The sequence below is a fragment of the Terriglobus sp. 2YAB30_2 genome (genome assembly GCF_052114765.1).
Classification (GTDB): domain Bacteria; phylum Acidobacteriota; class Terriglobia; order Terriglobales; family Acidobacteriaceae; genus Terriglobus.
This window is the reverse complement of sequence record NZ_JBFRFJ010000008.1, coordinates 188,387-206,401: the sequence shown is the minus strand read 5'-3', so window position 1 is coordinate 206,401 and position 18,015 is coordinate 188,387. Positions and strand designations below refer to the sequence as shown.

The window sequence follows — 18,015 nt, the reverse complement described above, 5'->3', positions numbered from 1 at the left end:
CGAAAAAGCCCCGCGGGGAGCGGGGCTTTCTTGTGGGTTGCAACCGTGCAGATCTGGGAAACGATCCAGGTTAGGCTTCTGCAGCGACCGGTTCGGCCTTCTCGACGATCGCCGGGCTGCCCTTGGCATCCTGGCCGCCGGGCTTGCGGATGTCGATGCCGCCTTTGAAGAAGGCGCCGTCCTCGATGCTGATGCGGGCGGCGATCACATCGCCGGTCAGCGAACCTTCGCTGCGGATCTCCACGCGATCACTGGCCTGACAATTGCCCCGCACCTTACCCAGCACGACGATTTCGCGCGCGCTGATGTTTGCGGCTACCTGACCGTTACGGCCAATCGTTACACGGTTCCCCGGCAGATTGATGGCACCTTCCACCTTGCCGTCGATGAACAAGCTCTCCGAGCCGGAGACTTCACCCTTGACGACGAGGGATTTGCCGATCGTAGCCTGCTCGCCGGTATTGGGGGCAGCAGGAGAAGAAGAAGAAGCAGGTGTCCGCGCCGCTGCCGGTTCATAGCCGGTCGCTGGCGTGGTCGGACGAATTGGTTCGGGGGTTGAGGTGGGCACGTTGCCGGGCTGGTTCGGTTTCCACATGGTGAATCCTGTTTCCTTTCGTTCGTACGCGTGTTTGACTGCGGCTCGCGTCCGCTGCCCTTATAGGGTTGATATTACTCCGTGGTTAATCCCCTAGTCGCCAAGTTTGCGGAAAAGTAGGGACGGTTTCCACAGGGGACCTATCTTGCTACCAGCGAAGATACGGAGAAAAAAGGACTTCACTCCCAGAAGGACGACCTTGTATTTTGCGGGTGAAACCCGGCACCATTAAGCCATGCTGACCCTGGATGAGTTGCTCAAGGAGGCTGAGGTCGCGCACGGGCATCTTTGTGCCGGGCAGATTCTCGGTGTGCGTATGGCAATGCTGGCCTGTGCCCGTCTGGGTATCGACGAGCCACGCGGCAAAGACCGCAAGCGACTGGTGACCTGGGTCGAGATCGACCGTTGCGCTACCGATGCGATCGGTGTCGTCACCGGCTGCCGGCTGGGCAAGCGAGCCCTCAAGCCAGTGGACTACGGCAAGATGGCCGCAACCTTTGCCGATCTCTCCCTGCCCCTCGGCGATGATCGCTACAAAGCGATTCGCGTCTGCGCCCTGGAGAGCAGCAAGCAGCGGGCAAAGGAGCTCTATCCTGACGTCGAGCCGAAGAATGCACAGCAGATGCTGGCCTATCGCGAGATGCCGGAAGCGGAATTGTTCAGCGAAGAGTGGGTCTCGGTATACCTGCCGCCAAAGGAGTTTCCCGGATACAAGGGGGAGCGCGTCGCCTGCGCACAATGCGGGGAAGGCATCAATTATGACCGCTTCGTGGTTGGCGAAGGTGAGGGCGAGATATTATGCCGCGCCTGCGCTTCTCCGAAAGAACGGTATTATCAGCCGCTCTAGTTGCTGGTTTGCTAGTTCCTGGTTGCTAGTTGCCCTACTTTGTTTTGTCATCCTGAGCGTAGCGAAGGACCTGCTTGTTTCTTGATTCTTCGCCGAAGGCGAAGAATGAACATCGCGCTACGCGCGATAGAGCGTTCGTCGCCCAAGGAAGAATGCTGGAGAAGCAGATTTCTCCGCTTCGCTACGAAATGACAAAAAGAGTGGACACCCCGCTGACAAACAAAGCAGGTCCTTCGCTTCCTGCCCCAGCGTACAAAAGTTCGCCGGGGACCCCGTTCGCTCAGGATGACAGCGTAAAAACTGCGGATCGACCTAATTCGCGTGAGTATGATCGCACTCGTGGTGCGCTTCTTCTGGAGGTGCGCAGCAGTTCTCTTCCGAGCGCGGGCAGCACTCCATCTCGAACTGAATCGTCGTGTGGGTGATGTGGAAGTTGCGGCGTAAGGCCGCCCGGATGCCATCGAGGATTCCGGTCTGGTCCTGCATCGGCACATCGCCAACCGTAACGTGGCTGGCCAGGGCATAGCTCTGTGAGCCCAGGCTCCAGACGTGCAGGTCGTGCACGTCGCGTACACCAGGAATGTCACACATCGCCTCGCGGACATCAGCCAGGCAGAGACTGCGCGGTGTGCCCTCCAGCAGGATATTCAGGGTCTCGCGCACGATCCCGATACTCGACCACAGGATCATGGCGGCAATACCGATCGACAGCACCGGATCGATCCAACGCAGACCTGTCCAGGCAATCGCCGCGCCTCCAGCGATAACGGCAGCCGTAGACAGCGCATCGCCCATCATGTGCAGGAAGACTGAGTGCAGATTCAGATCGCGGCCGACCCGCCACAGCAGCAGAGCGATGACACCGTTCATCACCACGCCGAAGGCGGCGACCGCCATCATGATTCCCGGCTGCACATCGACGGGCCGGTAGAGCCGGCCGACAGCGGCAAGGCCGATCCAGATGGCGATCACGATCAGGGTGATGCCGTTGACGAAGGCGGCCAGAACGCCGGCGCGCTGATAGCCGAAGGTCTTTTCGTCCGTGGCCGGTTTGGCCTGAAAGTAGACCGCCACAAAACTGAGCAGGATGGCGAAGAAGTCGCTGGCATTGTGGCCGGCCTCGCCGACCAGAGCCAGAGATCGGGCACGGATGCCGAACCACAGGGTAGCGATCACATAGAGCGCCGTCAGCAGCAGAGAAAGCTGCAGCACTCGCTGTGTCTTACCGGTCGGACTGCCGTGGACATGCATTGCTCAGACGACTCCTGCGGTATTGCGTTCGCTGCCGCGCAGGCCGCTCCAGCTTTCGGCGAGCACGATACTGTTTCCCGGATTGCGGGGATCGTACTTGATGCTCACGGGCAGGTCCCAGCGGACTTTAGAGATACGGTCCCGAAGCGGGGTAACGTCCTGTGCGGCTTCGTATTCGACGCCGGCAAGCTCGTATTTGTATACCAGCACATCCGGAAGCTCTTCCGGACCGGAAGCTTCCACGATGGTACCGTCGATCAACCTTCCAGATTCGGCCAGGTGCTGCCGGCGGCGGCGTTCCAGCTCCTCCGGAGAAGGCTTGCGGCGAAGCGCCAGCCACCCGGCAACCGCCACAGCAACGACAAAACCGGCGCCGATCGCGATGGCCACCTGCGGATGGTGCATCACGGTTTGAACCAAAGGAAGCCCAACAAAACGCATTGCGAAAGTACCTCAGACTTGCTGCCGCTAGTATGCCATCGCAACCACTCGGTCCTGACGGTTTTCCCGCCGCCTGACACTTATTTGATGCCTGTGGGCGCTGTCTGGAAGCGCTGCCCGGCGGCGTACAATAAGGTGTGAGCAAAACCGCTGCAAGCAAAGGAAATGCCGCCCAAACCAGACACCAGATCGGGCATCCGATCGACCTCTCCGCAGGCCGCATCCGGTCGACGACGGTCATCTGCGTACGGCGCAATAACCAGGTGGTGATGGCCGCCGACGGGCAGGTCACCCTGGGGTCCAGCGTTCTGAAACACTCGGCCAAGAAGATCCGCCGGCTGTACCAGGACAAGGTGCTGGCGGGCTTCGCGGGCTCGACCGCAGACGCGTTTTCGCTCTTCGGACGGTTCGAGTCGAAACTGGAACAGTACGCCGGAAACCTCGGCCGCGCGGCGGTCGAACTGGCAAAGGACTGGCGCACGGACAAGATGCTTCGCCAGCTGGAAGCCCTGCTCGTCGTAGCGGACCTGAACCAGACCTTCCTGCTCTCCGGCACGGGCGACGTGATCGATCCCGATGAAGGCATCTGCGCCATCGGCTCCGGCGGCAGCTTTGCCCTCGCCGCGGCCCGCGCGCTGTACCAGAACACGGAGATGGGCCCACGCGAGATCGCCGAAAAGGCGATGAAGATCGCTGGCGACATCTGCATCTACACGAACCAGACATTCACGATTGAAGAGTTGAAGGCTTAAAATATGTCTATGGATAAGACGCTCGTTCGAGTTGCGAATCCAGAAGAACAAAAGGCTGATACCTATCGCTATTGGCAGAGTGTCTCCAGCGGAGAACGGATGCGCGCCACGTGGGAACTGAGTCTGCGTTTCTACAGGCTGAAAGGGCTGGCCAACCATGGACAAAGACTTCAGAGAACTCTTGTCCGTACTCAACGCCCATAGCGTTCGTTATCTCGTCATCGGGGGATATGCCATCTCGTTTCATTCGGAGCCCCGAGCCACGAAGGATTTGGATATCTTTATTGAGTCCACTCCTCAGAATGCAACTGCGGTCTATCAAGCACTCTGTGAGTTTGGCGCTCCAGTGGCAGAGATTCCGAAAGAAGTATTTGAGGACGGGACCACGACATTTCAGATCGGGGTAGCACCGTACAGAGTGGACATTATCCAACAAATCGACGGGGTGGCGTTTCAGGACGCGTGGGAAAGCCGCATCCTAGGACAGACCGATCCGGACGACCCGATGACGGTCAACTATATGTCGATCGACGATTTGATACGAAATAAGACAGCGAGCGGCAGACTCCGCGATCTGGCAGACGTTGAAGATCTACAAGCCGCCAAGCAAGCCCAAAAGAAGGACTAATTCTCATGGCCATCTACCTCCCCGGCACCGCCGAAGATCAAGCTCTCGCGCTCGACGAGCTGACGCCTCGCGAGATCGTCGCCGAGCTCGACAAGTATGTCGTCGGCCAGAAGGCCGCTAAGCGCGCCGTCGCCATCGCCCTGCGCAACCGCATGCGCCGTCAGAAGCTCTCTCCCGAGCTTGCCGACGAGATCATGCCAAAGAACATCATCATGATCGGGCCCACCGGCGTGGGCAAGACCGAGATCGCCCGCCGGCTCGCCAAGCTGACCAATTCGCCTTTCCTGAAGGTCGAAGCCAGCAAGTTCACCGAGGTCGGCTATGTGGGCCGCGATGTCGAATCGATTGTGCGCGATCTCGTCGAGATCTCCATCGACATGGTTCGCGAGGAGAAGCTGGAAGAGATTGAAGACAAGGCCGAGCTGAACGCCGAAGAGCGTCTGCTGGACCTACTGCTGCCACCCACGCCCGTTGTACCGCCGGTGGCAACCCAGGATGGCAAGCCGCTGCTCGAAGGCAATGTTGAGGCCGCGCATGCCAGCGAACACAAGACACGCGAAAAACTCCGCCAGCAGTTCCGCGAGGGCAAGCTGGACGACCGCACCGTCGAGCTGGATGTGCGCGACAAGAATGGCCCGTCGTTCGAGATCATTACCAGCCAGGGCCAGGAAGAGATGGACGTCAACCTGAAGGACATGCTTCCGGGTCTCTTTGCTCCGCGCACCAAGAAGCGCAAGATGAAGGTGCCAGAGGCCTTCGATTACCTGGTGCAGGAAGAGGAGCAGCGGCTGATCGACCTGGACCAGGTCACGCGTCAGGCAGTCGAGCGCGTTGAAGACTCCGGCATCGTCTTCCTGGACGAAATCGACAAGATCGCCGGACGCGAAGGCGGCCACGGCCCTGATGTGTCGCGCGAAGGCGTACAGCGCGACATTCTGCCGATTGTCGAAGGCACCACCGTCAGCACGAAGTACGGCATGGTCTCAACCGACCATATCCTGTTCATCGCCGCAGGCGCCTTCCATGTCTCCAAGCCTTCAGATCTGATTCCCGAGCTGCAGGGGCGCTTCCCCATCCGGGTGGAGCTGCAATCGCTCACGGTAGAAGACTTCATCAAGATCCTGACCGAGCCCAAGTCGTCGCTGACCAAGCAATACACTGCACTGCTGGAGACCGAAGGCGTAAAGCTGGAGTTCACTACGGAGTCGCTGCGCGAGATGGCGGAGTTTGCCTTCCGCGTGAATGAGACGACGGAGAACATCGGCGCCCGCCGTTTGCACACCATCATGGAACGGGTGCTGGACGAGGTCAGCTTCCAGGCTCCTGATCTCTTCAAGAGCCCGAAGATCGACGATGGTCAGCCCGCGATTCCTGTTGAGGATCGCCAGACCAAGGCCGGTCCGGTGGAGAAGGTGATTGTCATCAAGCCGGAGTACGTGAAGGAGCAGGTCGCCAGCATCGTGAAGAACGAGGACCTGAGCCGCTACATCCTCTGATAACGCCCCGGATAAGGCGGCGGCATCGGAGTCCGGTTGCGGATGGTGGTGATCAGCAGCCAGATCAGTGCGGCAAAGAAGAGGATTGGCGCCAACGGAATCAAGATCCAGAGCGGGCTGGACGAAATAAGACGGTCTCCGTGCACCGTTGCGCCTTTTTCCGTGTAGCTTCCCCCAATCGTCGCAAGATCGCCGCCGATGCTGGACCCCTCCTCCAGCGTGATGGGGGTGGCAAATGCGGCTACATCGCCGGAGATGGATCTGCCGCCATCGACCTCCAGCTTGCCGAAGGCTATCGCGACATCGCCGGTGACGCGTCCATGCACAACAACATCGCAGAAAGCACAGGCGATATCGCCCACGGTCTGGTTCTCTTCCACAACAATCTGGTTTCCAACTCCTGCACGATCTTCAGAGCTGCGGGCATGTGCCACGACAGCGGAGATGGATAGAAGCGAAACAGCAGCAAGAATCGGTAGACGGCGCATGGAACCTACTCCTCCGCGGTGCACCCGATTCTACCGTGAGCACCGGCGGCTCGTACTAAAATTGAACTTTGGCCCTGTGCGCTTCATGGTGCACACAAACATGCGCCACGCCGGACATAGACATGCCGCAGGAACTCGCAAAAGCTTACGATCCGACATCAATTGAAGAACGCTGGGCCCGGTACTGGATTGAAGAACGTCTGTTCGACGTACCAACCCCGCCTTCGGGTACCTCTGTCGGCGAGAAAAAGTTCGTCCAGCTTCTACCGCCGCCCAACGTCACCGGCCGCCTGCACATGGGCCACATGCTTAATCAGACGGAGATGGACATCCTTGCCCGCTGGCACCGCATGAAGGGTGAGCGTTCTCTATGGGTTCCGGGTACCGATCACGCCGGCATCGCCACCCAGATGATGGTGGAGCGCCAACTTGCGTCAGAGAACACGACTCGCCAGCAGCTCGGGCGCGAAGCCTTTGAGAAGCGAGTCTGGCAGTGGAAACAGGAGTACGGTGGCGCCATCACCGGACAGATGCGGCGCCTTGGCGCTTCCGTCGACTGGTCACGCGAGTATTTCACCATGGACGAAAACCTCTCCACTGCGGTGCGGGAGGCCTTCGTCCGTCTCTACGAACAGGGCTTGATCTATCGCGGATCGTACATCGTGAACTGGTGCCCGCAGCAGCAGACCGCCGTCTCCGACCTGGAAGTGGTGCACGAAGAGCAGGCCGGCAAGATCTATCACATCCGCTATGACCTGGCTGATGGCTCCGGCTCGATCACCGTTGCCACCACACGTCCGGAGACGATGTTGGGTGACGTTGCTGTCGCCGTGAATCCGATCGACGAACGCTACAAAGCGATGATCGGAAAGATGTTGGTGCTGCCGCTGGTCGGCCGTGAGATTCCGGTAGTCGCCGATGACTGGGCAAATCCGGAGTTTGGCACAGGCGCGGTAAAGGTGACGCCTGCACACGATCCCAATGACTTCGAGATCGGCAAGCGTCATAACCTGCCGAACCTGAACATCATGGACGAGACCGCGCACATCCTTCTGCCGGACTCGCCCTACAACGGCCTGGACCGCTACGCCGCGCGCGAGCAGGTCGTCGCCGATCTGGAGGCCAAAGGGAACCTGGTCGCCATCAAGGACCACACCAACTCCATCGGCCGCTGCGACCGTTGCAAGGCGATCGTGGAACCGCGTCTTTCGAAACAGTGGTTCATCAAGATTCAGCCGCTCGCGGACAAGGCCATTGCTGCCGTCGAGGAAGGCCACATCCGGTTTACGCCGGAGATGTATGCGAAGACCTACTTCGAGTGGATGCGCAACATCCACGACTGGTGCATCTCGCGTCAGCTCTGGTGGGGACATCGCATTCCCGCATGGCACTGCCCGAAGTGCTCCGGCATCACCGTTGCGCGGGAGACTCCGGTTGCCTGCACAGCATGCGGCAACGATGAGCTGGAGCAGGAGACTGATGTGCTGGACACATGGTTCTCCTCCGGCCTGTTGCCCTTCACCGTTTTTGGATGGCCGGAGGCGGGTGCGGCGCTGGAAGCTTTCTATCCCACCGAACTGCTGGTCACCGGCTTCGACATCCTCTTCTTCTGGGTGGCCCGCATGATCATGCTGGGATGTCACTTCATGCTCGACGTCCCCATGGCCGACGGCAGCAAGCGCACGCTGAAAGATGCAGTGCCGTTCAAAGAGGTCTATATCCACGGCCTGGTGCGCGATGCCGATCGCCAGAAGATGTCAAAGACCAAGGGCAATGTGATCAATCCGATCGAGATCATTGAGCGCTTTGGCACCGATGCCGTACGTTACACGCTGGCGAGCCAAGCCTCGCCCGGAACCGACATCGCCTTCAACGAGCAGCGCACCGAGGGATATCGCGCCTTCGCCAACAAGATCTGGAATGCGGCCCGCTTCCTCTTCATGCAGATTGAAAAGGCAAAGGAAGCTGGCTACAAGATCCGTCTGGGCGAGAACCTGCCTGTGACCGTGCTGCCGGCAGAGACTCCGCTGGAGACACGCTGGATCTTCGCTCGTCTCTCCGTTGTAAGCGCCGAGGTGGAGACAGCACTGAACAGCTACCGCTTCGATGAGGCCTCAGCGGCCGTCTACCAGTTCTTCTGGGGCGAGTTCTGCGACTGGTATCTGGAGTTGGTGAAGCTGCGGCTGAACTTCGATCGTCCGGGCAACGCTGAGACGGCGATTACACTGGCCTCGCTCGTAGGTGTCTTCGAAGCCGCACTGCGGCTGCTGTCGCCGTTCATGCCCTTCCTCACGGAAGAGGTGTGGCATGCGCTGTACGACAACGAGCCGTACGCCAAATCGATTGCGCTGACGCGTTATCCGCAGGCGAGCGACTTTCCCTCCTACAAGGATGCGGAAGAAAACATGGCACTGTTGCAGGATCTCATCGTCTCCATCCGCGGCCTGCGCAAAGATGCTGCTGTGCCCGAGAAGGAGTTCGCACCGATCCGCGTCTTCGCCGACAACCATGTCGTCGCTCTGGTCGATTCCAACCGCGAGATGCTTTCGCGCCTCGCGCGTGTCGACGCAGTCGATTTCATGGAAGGTGCGCTGAGTGGAGCCAACGTTCGCAACACGCCGAAGTTCGATGTAGCGGTAGTCTACGAGCGCCAGATCGATGTGGCCGCGGAGACCGAACGTCTGACCAAGGAGATCGCAAAATTAGGCAAAGGGCTGGAAGCTGCCGCGAAGCAGCTTGGCAACGAAGCCTTCGTCGGCAAAGCGCCCGCGCATGTAGTGGAAGGCTTGAAGAAGCAGCAAGCTGAGACCCAGCTGCTTTACAACAAAGCCAAAACAGCCCTGGAAGCTCTTTCAAAATAACCGACAACGAATCGTCCTCCTTGGGCGTCCTACAAGGCCCAAGGAGGACGCAATGGCAATTCGTAAAACACCCCACATCCAGACACAGCAGAACGTCGATATTGCGCAGAGCGATCTGGATGAAGACCAAGCGATTGAAGATCTTGGTCTAAGTGCGGAAGAAGAACGACTTTATGTCAACCGTGACGGAGCTCAGATGGGCGAAGACCGGGCGCCACTGTACACCGATCAGCGGCAGATTGAACGCCACTCAGCACAGAGCTCACAGGCGCCTGTCGGTAAGCTCAATACGCGCACACCCGAAGGTGAGAAGCAGGGAATCACATCTCACTCCGTAAGTGAGGAGTCGGCACGGCAGCATAAAGTAGCCGACAAGCGGGAAGATGCTCAGGCTGGAGTCAACCGTTTCCGCAAGAGCGCCTGATATCAACCATTACCAGAGCACCCGATCGCAGCAACGGCAGATTCAACTCGCATTGAAATGCCGCTTCTAAACAGAGGTGCTCTCCTGATGACGGCTGCGACTTTGCCTATTTGACTTCGGTCGCGGTCAGCTCCAGTTGCATCGTGCGCTTGGAAGCGACATCGTCGGACGAGAAGAGTGTGATGGGCTTGCCAAGGGGAGCAAAGATTGGAGAGCTCCAGGAATTCTGCCGGACTATTCTGGGGAAAACGCTGTTTTCAGCGTTCGTGCTGGAATCGATGCTTGTGAATTCAGCCTTGATGAAACAATAAAGTTTTCCATCTTCCACGCGGTCTTCCCGGATATCGATATTCACGCCAACGTCGATGTACGTGATCTGCGTAGTGTTTGGCTTCGCCGTCTCATAACTGAAGGGAATTGGCACCTTACTGCCGGTGCGGATCGATGAAGTTCCCGCCGTCTCCTTCGAACCGCCGGCCAGATACGTCGAGTACTCACGGCTGTTGATCACCTTTCCACCCTCGAGCTCCTTCACGACAAACTTCAAGAGATGGCGCGTCGCTGGTCCGGATGGAGCCGTGTCCTTGGCAGCTGCCTCTTGAGCAGGTGCGGCACAGCAGAGAGTGAGAACGACAAGAAGGAACAAGGTGCATGATTTCAATCGGCGGATCATTGGGTCTCCTCAGGTAACGGTGCAATGTGAATTTCAGCAATCTCGATCGGCTCTTCCTGCCGTTGTTTGAGTTCGGCCGCGGCCTGCACCACCCGGGGATCGGACAAGGCGACAGCATCGCGATGCGCCGTCGTATCTCTGACAGGCGAAGGAAAGACATCAAGCTTGGGAAGCTTCTCTTCCCCACGGGTAGCGAGAACAGCCTCAGCAGCGGGACGGTCTTTCCGGGCATGGCGGGAAGGCACTGACGGTGATGGCAAAGACTTCATCGGCAAAGACGCAAGAGCGCCTGCCCTCGGCGATTGCACGATTGCAATGGCAGGCTTCTGCTCAAGCGGCTTCGGAGACCGCGCCGTCCAGATCACAACGCCCGCGGCGCAGATCGCAGCCGCTCCAACTGCCCACACCCACAAGGACCGGCGGTCCCGTTGCGAGGCAACACGCTGCAGGATGCGTTCTTCGAATCCATGCAGCGGTTCCGCATTCGCTTCACGGTGAAGCAGATCGTCCAACTCCTCCATCACGCCTTCCTCCTTTCCAATCGTCTCCGCAGCTCTTCCCTTGCCCGCTGTGTACGCGTTCTCACCGTGCCCTCGGGAATACCCAACATGGCTGCGACCTCGCGCGACGTGAGGCCTTCAATCGCTGTCAGCAACAGAGGCTGTCGCAGCTCTCCAGGCAAGCCATCGATCAGGCGATGCAGCCGTTGCTGTTCACTCCATCCAGCGGCGAGATCTTCTTGAGACGCCGTTCCTGCGGGAAAGTCCTCATGCTCGGCAAAAGCTCGCGTATCCTTGCGCGGCAGCCGGTCGAGAGCCGACCGATACGCCGCCCGCGCCAGATATGCACGTGCATCCTGCGGATTGGGCTGTGCGCGATAGGCCTTGAGAAAGACATCCTGCACGGCGTCTTCCGCATCCTGCTGATTTCTCACCACGGCATAGGCGATTCGATACAACAGCCGCGCATGTTCCTGGACAAGCCCGGCGAAGACCGCATCCCATTCGTTCTTGCGCACCAGAATCAAGTCGGCAATAAGTTCGCGGCGCATTCCGAGTTGCAAAGCAGGCGAACCCATTCATTGTCCTTTCTACGGTCATGGACCTGAAGGTCTACAGTCATAGACCGTGAAGACAGAAGAAGTGTTCGGATTAAAGCATTTTCCCTCCTTCTGGGTATCCCGAACGGGGCCTGCAGTGGCGCTTTCATAGCGGGAAACGCTCATAGATGCGGAAGCCCTTCATCCCACCTACAGGGAAAATGCTCTATTTCACCAACACAAACAGAAAAGCCGCCCTGTCGGGCGGCCTTCGTGTCTTGCCTGTGCAGAAGGGCTTACTCAGCCTCAACCGTCTCCGGCTCGTCCGCAGGAGCGGCACTGGAGATAACCTCTTCCGGCTTGTCGCTCTTGATGACAACCTTGACGTGAGCCGAAACCTCCCGGTGCAGCTTGATCGGCACGTGGAACTCGCCGATGGTCTTCAGCGGCTCGTCCAGAGCGATCTTGCGGCGGTCAACGGTAAAGCCCTGCGCTTCGAGAGCTTGGGCAATGTCAGAGGAGGTAACCGAACCGAAGAGGTGGTCGCCCTCGCCAACCTTGCGCTCGAAGACGAGCTCGGCGTTGTTGAGGCTGGTGGCCTGCGTCTCGGCATCGCCCTTCTCGCGCGCGGACTTGCGCAGAGCCGAGCCCTTCATCTGCTCGATGACGGCCTTGTTCGCTGCAGTCGCCTCGATCGCGAGTTTCTGCGGCAGCAGATAGTTACGGCCATAGCCGTCGGCAACCTTCACGACGTCGCCACGGTGGCCGAGCTTGAGGATATCTTCCTTCAGAATGACTTCCATTTGAATCTCTCCTGATCTCTTTGCTTAGTAGCGAGCCGCGAACGGCAGCAGGGCGATGTTACGAGCCTGCTTGATGGCCGCGCTGAGCTTGCGCTGGTGAGTGGTGCAAACGCCCGTCAGGCGGCGGGGAACAATCTTTCCGCGCTCGGCGACAAAGCCCTGCAGCAGACGCACATCGCGGTAGCTGATGGCATCAATCTTCTCGGTGCAGAACTTGCAGACTTTCTTGCGGCGGAAGAACTTGCGGCCGCCAGGGCCACCCGGTCCACCAGAACCGCCGGGGCCGCCAGGACGTGGGCCACGGGGGCCAGAGGGACGTTCGGAAGAACGTTCGGAGGGAGCTGCTTGCGTTGTCGTAATCTCGTCAGCCATTGCTGATTATCCTTTCGATGGTTATGGCGGCTTGTCGCCCCAGGTCTGCGAGGAGACCTCCGGACCGGCTATGCCGGGAAGCGATCAGGACCGCATTCTTCGTTGTTCGTACTCAGAAAAACCGGCTTAGGCGGTAGCAGCCTCGGGCTCAGCAGCAACGGCAGGAGCGGCAACGGCAGGAGCGGCAACAACAGCCGGAGCCTCGGGGCTCGTCGGGCTCGGCATCGGGCTCTGCGCCGAGCGCTTGACCTTGGTGTCGCGGATCGCCTTGACCTTGGCGAGGCGCTTGTCTTCCTCGTCCGTACGGACAGTGATGAACTTGATGACCTGCTCGGTAACGCGGAGACGGCGCTCCAGCTCGGCGATCAGCTTTCCATCGGCGGCGACGTTCATCAGAATGTACAGGCCATCCTGGAACTTGCGGACGACGTACGCCAGACGGCGGCGGCCCATCTTCTCCACGGACTTCACCTCGCCGCCGTTGCTGGTGACGGTGCCGGAGAAGCCTTCGATCAGCTTGTCCAGGTCCTCTTCCTGCACGTCAGGACGGACGATAAACATGACTTCGTAAGTGCGATTCATTCGGTTCTTCTTTCTGCCCGGTTTTGCCGGGCACCGCCGTTTAAGGCGGTATGGAAATTAGGTACTTCGTTTACTGCCAGGCTGCGTCGCCGCTGCCTGCCTTACTTGGGTACTGCATTGAACTTGCTCATCGCGGGGCCGACACCTTCTGTCAGCACCGCCTCGACCGCCAGCTTCACACGATCGAGTACTTCATCCAGCGCGGTGAGCTCGGCCTTTTTCATGGGCGCGAGCAGGTAGTTCGAACCACCGGCCCTGATCTCGCGGCCGTCGGCGGCAGGCGGTTTGCCTACCCCGATCCGGATACGAATCCAATCTTCTGTCCCGAGCACCCCGGTGATGGACTTCACCCCGTTGTGCCCGTTGGCGCTGCCCCGTTCGCGAATGCGGATGGTGCCCAGCGGAAGCGCCAGCTCGTCATACAACACAATCACGTCCTTCGACGGATCGATGCCGAGCTCCTGAACCAGAGCAGCTACGGAAAGCCCGCTCAGGTTCATAAAGGTCTCAGGCTTCGCCAGCAGAACTTCCTGTCCTGCCAGAATCGCCTTGCCGGTGAGCGCTTTTCCTCTCCGGTTGGCCACCACCGCTCCCGCGTCGTCCGCGATACGGTCAATGGCCAGAAACCCCGCGTTATGCGGCGTGAACTGATATTCGATTCCTGGATTTCCAAGTCCGACAATCAGCTTCACGTTCCAAATCCCTTACAGATCCCGCAGCGGCTGCCAGGCTGCGCTCCGGCAGCCGCCGTCAGGCAGTTACTTCTTGGCAGAGTCAGCTGCAGGAGCAGCTTCCTTGCCCTTCTTGGCTACTTCCGGTTCGGCCGCGGCAACAGCTTCCACTGGAGCCTCTTCCTTCACGATGGTGACGTGAGCCACAACAGCACCCTCGTCCACCAGGAACTTGACCTGGCCGGCGTGCGGAAGGTCAGAGACGTGGACCGCCTGGTGCAGGCCGAGGTTGCTGACATCGACATCGATGTGCGAGGGGATATCGCCCGGAAGGCACTCGATCTCGACCTCACGCAGGATGTGGTCCAGAATGCCGCCCTGATTCTTCACGCCGGTGGCCGTACCAATCAGCATGACCGGAACGCTGACGCGGATAGCCTTGTCCATGGCAATACGCTTCAGGTCGATGTGCAGCAGCTTGCCCTTGATGGGCTCGTACTGCCAGTCAACAATCATGGCCTTGATAGGAGCGGCCGATCCGACGGTGAGGTCGAAGATCGTGTTGTGACCGGACTCGGAGTGCAGAATGCGGGTGATGACCTTCGGATCGACGGCGATAGCCTGCGAATCCTGTCCGGCGCCGTACACCACAGCCGGAATCTGACCGGCGACGCGTACGCGGCGAGCCGCATTCTTGTTGAACTTCCCTTCGCGAACAGCTGCGAGAACGACTTCAGACATTGTGTTTTCCTTTCGGGCACCGCCGGCTTGCTGCATATAACTCGCCAACCGCTCCCTTTGCGGCTCATCACCGCGGTTAAGTTGAACTGCAACTACAAACTGCTAAGAGAACAGCGAACTGACGCTGGTCTCCATGTGAATACTCTCGATGGCGCGTCCCAGCAGACCGGCGATCGAAAGAACCTTAATCTTGTCTCCCAGCTTCTGAGCTGCCTCATTCAGCGGGATGGTGTTGGTGACGACCACCTGCTTCAGGCGGCTGGTCGCGATACGCTCAGAAGCAGGGCCCGAGAGGACAGCATGCGAAGCGCAGGCGTAGACATCAGCAGCTCCCTGCTCCAGAAGAGCTTCAGCTGTCTTTACCAGCGTTCCGGCGGTGTCGATGATGTCGTCGAGCACCAGGCAGGTCCGGCCCTTCACATCGCCGATCACGTTCATGACCTCGGTGACATTGATATCGGTACGGCGCTTATCGACGATGGCCAGCGGAGCATTGATCTTCTGCGCGAAGAAACGGGCGCGCTCCACACCGCCGGCATCAGGCGAAACCACCGTCAGGTTGGGCAGATTCATCTCACGGAAGTGCGAGACCAGAACCGGCGAAGCGAACAGATGATCGACCGGAATATTGAAGAAGCCCTGAATCTGCGCCGCATGCAGATCGACCAGCAGAGCGCGGTTCGCTCCCGCGGTCTGCAGCAGGTCGGCAACCAGCTTGGAGCTGATGGCCACACGCGGACGATCCTTGCGGTCCTGGCGGGCATAACCGTAGTACGGAATCACCACAGTGATCCGGCCGGCGGAAGCGCGCTTCAGAGCATCGATCATGATGAGCAGCTCGACCAGGTGCTGATCGACCGGAAAGCTGGTGGGCTGTACCAGGAAGACATCGGCGCCGCGCACATTCTCAAGAAGCTGGAAGTGAATCTCACCATCCGAGAAGCGCTGTAGACGCGTCTCGCCCATCGCGACTCCCAGAAACTTGCATACCTCTTCACACAACGGCTTGTTGGCAGAACCACAAAAAATCTTGAAACGCTTGTCGTCGGCGATGCGGGAGGCCCGCTTACGCTCCGCGGGTTTCACCGCGGGGGATGGCATGCTGTGTAGTTCGCTCTGCGAGAGGGTGGCGTCGGTCATGCTTCGTGGCTTCCTTCCGGGCAGGTTTGCCCTTTGAGGTGCTGCGTCCGTCCGATCTGGTCATACAGCGAGCCATGTTCGGCACACTGCGCTTCACGTATGCCCGTTGGCATACGGCATATTTTGGCTGGGCGACTAGGATTCGAACCTAGACAAAGTGCTCCAAAGGCACTTGACCTACCATTAGTCGATCGCCCATCTACTGCGGCCTATACAAATATCGTGGCCCAGTACTCGCTCCGAGGCAAGGTGCGTGTTTGTCGCGCCTCACATCCAAGCGAACGAACTCTCTGCTGTGCGGCTTGCGCGGCCTCTTCTGTACGGTACAAACCGAACAGAGAAGAACCAGAGCCGGACAGGGCCGAGTATAAAGAACCTTCTTCTAACGCAGATTTGAGCGCACGCAGCGATGGCTGCTGGGGAAAGACGACTGTTTCAAAGTCGTTCTCAAGCCCGGTGCGGACAAGCGCGAGAAGAGGCTCCTCGGCCAGGTCTCCAGCCTTGCCGGAGACACCAGGTTGGCCGGCGAATGCCATAGCAACACGCCGACGAAACTCCCCTAGTCTATCGTTTTCAGCATTTTGGGTCAATCTTATATCCCAGTCACGGAAGGCCTGCGGCGTCGACACTCCCACCTCGGGAAACGCTGTAACCATATGAAACGAAGGGAGATCCGGTAACGGAAAGGTCTCCTCGCCACGCTCGATGCCGAGCATCGTTCCGCCGATGAGGAACATCGGGACGTCAGAACCCACCTTCGCGGCCAGAGCCAGCTGGGCATTGGAGGTCAGCCGGTGGCCAAGCTCGGCCTCCAGAGCCAGAATGGCGGCGGCGGCGTTAGCCGACCCCGCGCCGATCCCTCCCTGCACCGGCAGGCGCTTGTCGATCACGATCTCTACTGTGGCTTTGGTCTCCAGAGCATCCAGAGCCATGACCACGGCCTTATAGGCCGTATTGCGTTCGTCGCAGGGAACGCCAGGGTGCTGGCAGCGGAGTGTGATGCGGGTCTCATCGGCCGTCGTCGCCGTTACGGTCACCAGGTCATGGAGCTCGATGGTCTGGTAAATGGTCGCCAGATGGTGGTAGCCGTCCGGGCGCGGCGGGCCAATGTGCAGGCCGAGATTGATCTTGGAGTAGGAGCGAACTGTGGTCATGCCCGGGTTCGATTGTACGTGGATGAGATTTCGGCGACCGCGCAGATTACGATTGGCAGTCAACATCTGTTATTTCGGGTGCCAGACCCTGCACGGCTCTCCAGGCAGCGTGAACTGCAATTGATTGATGGGGAGATCTGTCTGCTCCGTCGAGAAGGTCACTTCGGGCGTGTAAGCGTTGCCGATCATCTGTCCCCGGTCACATTCCACTTGTGCGATCGCACGGTACTCGAAACCCACTGGAACCGATATCGCGCCATCCTTGTCAGGGTGAAGAGCCTCGCTCCCCACAACACCACTCCCAGGAAAGCGTGTGTTGTTGAGGAGCAGATACGCTTCGGGCTCCGGGCTGCCATTAGACCACGAGACAGACACCGGTACTCTGGTGAGCTGCAGCTTTGAAAGCTTGATCGGCGGCAGGCTCAAATGTTGAGCCTCGCTTAGATCAAGTATCTCCGCATGGGCCTCGTCTGAAGAGTCCGGGTAGTACCGCGGTAGAAACGGAAGTTTAGAGCTCGGTGGAGAGTTCCATGGAATCGCCAGGAAGAATAGGCCTGTGTTTTCAGGTCGCAAGATGTACTCACCATCACTGTTGGTCCATTCCCTCACAGTCCGGATTGCCTGGAGACTACGATCTTCGAGAAGTGGAACAAGGTCGACCTCAATCCACTGAACGGGAATACCAAGTTCGTCAACGACCTTTCCCTTGAGAATGACACTGTGACGGTCATACTCCTCTTGCCTTCGTTGATCCATCGCTTTTGTATATAGGCAAGCTCCGGCCACGCCGACGCAATAAATAACAGCACTAAGAGCGAAAGTACGTTTCGTTCGTGCACTTGCAAGCCTTTTCTGCGTCTGGCCACTTTGCCCTCGCGCGAGCCTGAAGGCTGCCAGACCGAACGAAACGATCAACACAATAGACCATAGATATCCGAACAACACTCCGAAGCTAAAGAAGAACCAGAAGATGTTCGGGCGCGTCTCGGACGAAAGGCTCCGATAAAAAACGACCTCCCTCCAAAGACACCATGTAAGCAGCCCGACGAGTGCCGCC

The 18,015-nt window shown here is 59.0% G+C and carries 21 protein-coding genes and 1 tRNA gene; 6 read left to right on the top strand and 16 right to left on the bottom strand.

The features are described 5' to 3' along the window. Positions 1-70: 70 nt before the first annotated feature. On the bottom strand, positions 71-595 hold the full coding sequence (locus tag AB4Y89_RS13830; protein ID WP_442301519.1) for a bactofilin family protein: 525 nt from the start codon (positions 593-595) through the stop codon (positions 71-73). A gap of 235 nt (positions 596-830) precedes the next feature. On the opposite strand from AB4Y89_RS13830, the gene AB4Y89_RS13825 reads away from it, so the two are divergent. Then, the gene (locus tag AB4Y89_RS13825; RefSeq protein ID WP_442301518.1) at positions 831-1,442 is read left to right on the top strand and encodes an FmdE family protein; all 612 of its coding nucleotides are present in this window, start codon (positions 831-833) and stop codon (positions 1,440-1,442) included. A 312-nt stretch (positions 1,443-1,754) separates the two neighbouring features. Here AB4Y89_RS13825 and AB4Y89_RS13820 read toward each other — a convergent pair whose 3' ends face one another. Both AB4Y89_RS13820 and AB4Y89_RS13815 read right to left on the bottom strand, forming a co-directional pair. After that, positions 1,755-2,693 carry a cation diffusion facilitator family transporter gene (locus AB4Y89_RS13820; RefSeq protein ID WP_442301517.1) on the bottom strand — a complete coding sequence of 313 codons (939 nt, stop codon included), beginning with the start codon at positions 2,691-2,693 and terminating at the stop codon, positions 1,755-1,757. 3 nt (positions 2,694-2,696) lie between these two features. Beyond that, on the bottom strand, positions 2,697-3,134 hold the full coding sequence (locus tag AB4Y89_RS13815) for a hypothetical protein (protein ID WP_442301516.1): 438 nt from the start codon (positions 3,132-3,134) through the stop codon (positions 2,697-2,699). A 137-nt stretch (positions 3,135-3,271) separates the two neighbouring features. Here AB4Y89_RS13815 and hslV point away from each other — a divergent pair, with 137 nt between their 5' ends. The 3 genes from hslV (at position 3,272) to hslU (ending at position 6,010) form a co-directional block, all read left to right on the top strand. After that, positions 3,272-3,886, top strand: a complete 615-nt coding sequence (gene hslV, locus AB4Y89_RS13810; protein WP_442301515.1) for an ATP-dependent protease subunit HslV — start codon at positions 3,272-3,274, stop codon at positions 3,884-3,886. A 157-nt stretch (positions 3,887-4,043) separates the two neighbouring features. After that, positions 4,044-4,514 (top strand): DUF6036 family nucleotidyltransferase, encoded by a 471-nt coding sequence (locus tag AB4Y89_RS13805; RefSeq protein WP_442301514.1) that lies wholly within the window; start codon positions 4,044-4,046, stop codon positions 4,512-4,514. A gap of 5 nt (positions 4,515-4,519) precedes the next feature. Beyond that, a complete protein-coding gene (hslU, locus tag AB4Y89_RS13800; protein ID WP_442301513.1) occupies positions 4,520-6,010 on the top strand; it encodes an ATP-dependent protease ATPase subunit HslU in 1,491 nt (496 codons plus the stop codon). On the opposite strand, the gene AB4Y89_RS13795 is transcribed toward hslU, so the two are convergent. Beyond that, positions 5,998-6,498: a hypothetical protein gene (locus AB4Y89_RS13795; protein ID WP_442301512.1), complete on the bottom strand. Its 501-nt coding sequence runs from the start codon at positions 6,496-6,498 to the stop codon at positions 5,998-6,000. The genes hslU and AB4Y89_RS13795 overlap by 13 nt on opposite strands. A gap of 122 nt (positions 6,499-6,620) precedes the next feature. Between AB4Y89_RS13795 and AB4Y89_RS13790 the strand changes: the two genes are divergently transcribed. Then, the gene (locus AB4Y89_RS13790; protein ID WP_442301511.1) at positions 6,621-9,359 is read left to right on the top strand and encodes a valine--tRNA ligase; all 2,739 of its coding nucleotides are present in this window, start codon (positions 6,621-6,623) and stop codon (positions 9,357-9,359) included. A gap of 52 nt (positions 9,360-9,411) precedes the next feature. Further along, the gene (locus AB4Y89_RS13785) at positions 9,412-9,783 is read left to right on the top strand and encodes a hypothetical protein (protein WP_442301510.1); all 372 of its coding nucleotides are present in this window, start codon (positions 9,412-9,414) and stop codon (positions 9,781-9,783) included. Positions 9,784-9,889: 106 nt separating this feature from the next. Here the strand turns inward: AB4Y89_RS13785 and AB4Y89_RS13780 are convergent, their stop codons facing one another. From AB4Y89_RS13780 to AB4Y89_RS13725, 12 genes are all read right to left on the bottom strand, one after another. After that, entirely contained in the window at positions 9,890-10,456 is a 567-nt protein-coding gene (locus tag AB4Y89_RS13780; RefSeq protein ID WP_442301509.1) for a hypothetical protein, read from the bottom strand. Beyond that, complete coding sequence (locus AB4Y89_RS13775) at positions 10,453-10,980, bottom strand: hypothetical protein (protein ID WP_442301508.1); 528 nt, start codon at positions 10,978-10,980, stop codon at positions 10,453-10,455. Before AB4Y89_RS13775 ends, AB4Y89_RS13780 begins: the two co-directional genes overlap by 4 nt. Next, complete coding sequence (locus tag AB4Y89_RS13770) at positions 10,977-11,507, bottom strand: RNA polymerase sigma factor (RefSeq protein ID WP_442301507.1); 531 nt, start codon at positions 11,505-11,507, stop codon at positions 10,977-10,979. Before AB4Y89_RS13770 ends, AB4Y89_RS13775 begins: the two co-directional genes overlap by 4 nt. Positions 11,508-11,791: 284 nt before the next feature. Then, positions 11,792-12,298, bottom strand: coding sequence for a 50S ribosomal protein L9 (rplI, locus tag AB4Y89_RS13765; protein WP_442301506.1), 507 nt, complete (start codon positions 12,296-12,298; stop codon positions 11,792-11,794). Between the two features lie 24 nt (positions 12,299-12,322). After that, complete coding sequence (gene rpsR, locus AB4Y89_RS13760; protein WP_442301505.1) at positions 12,323-12,670, bottom strand: 30S ribosomal protein S18; 348 nt, start codon at positions 12,668-12,670, stop codon at positions 12,323-12,325. Between the two features lie 126 nt (positions 12,671-12,796). Then, positions 12,797-13,252 (bottom strand): 30S ribosomal protein S6, encoded by a 456-nt coding sequence (rpsF, locus tag AB4Y89_RS13755; RefSeq protein ID WP_442301504.1) that lies wholly within the window; start codon positions 13,250-13,252, stop codon positions 12,797-12,799. Between the two features lie 101 nt (positions 13,253-13,353). After that, positions 13,354-13,944 (bottom strand): aminoacyl-tRNA hydrolase, encoded by a 591-nt coding sequence (gene pth, locus AB4Y89_RS13750; RefSeq protein ID WP_442301503.1) that lies wholly within the window; start codon positions 13,942-13,944, stop codon positions 13,354-13,356. A gap of 66 nt (positions 13,945-14,010) precedes the next feature. Continuing rightward, positions 14,011-14,664 (bottom strand): 50S ribosomal protein L25, encoded by a 654-nt coding sequence (locus AB4Y89_RS13745; RefSeq protein ID WP_442301502.1) that lies wholly within the window; start codon positions 14,662-14,664, stop codon positions 14,011-14,013. Between the two features lie 102 nt (positions 14,665-14,766). Next, positions 14,767-15,804 (bottom strand): ribose-phosphate diphosphokinase, encoded by a 1,038-nt coding sequence (locus AB4Y89_RS13740; protein ID WP_442301501.1) that lies wholly within the window; start codon positions 15,802-15,804, stop codon positions 14,767-14,769. Between the two features lie 124 nt (positions 15,805-15,928). Further along, positions 15,929-16,002, bottom strand: a tRNA-Gln gene (locus tag AB4Y89_RS13735). Between the two features lie 11 nt (positions 16,003-16,013). Then, positions 16,014-16,958: a 4-(cytidine 5'-diphospho)-2-C-methyl-D-erythritol kinase gene (gene ispE, locus AB4Y89_RS13730; RefSeq protein ID WP_442301500.1), complete on the bottom strand. Its 945-nt coding sequence runs from the start codon at positions 16,956-16,958 to the stop codon at positions 16,014-16,016. 69 nt (positions 16,959-17,027) lie between these two features. After that, positions 17,028-17,714 carry a hypothetical protein gene (locus tag AB4Y89_RS13725; protein WP_442301499.1) on the bottom strand — a complete coding sequence of 229 codons (687 nt, stop codon included), beginning with the start codon at positions 17,712-17,714 and terminating at the stop codon, positions 17,028-17,030. Positions 17,715-18,015: the final 301 nt, after the last annotated feature.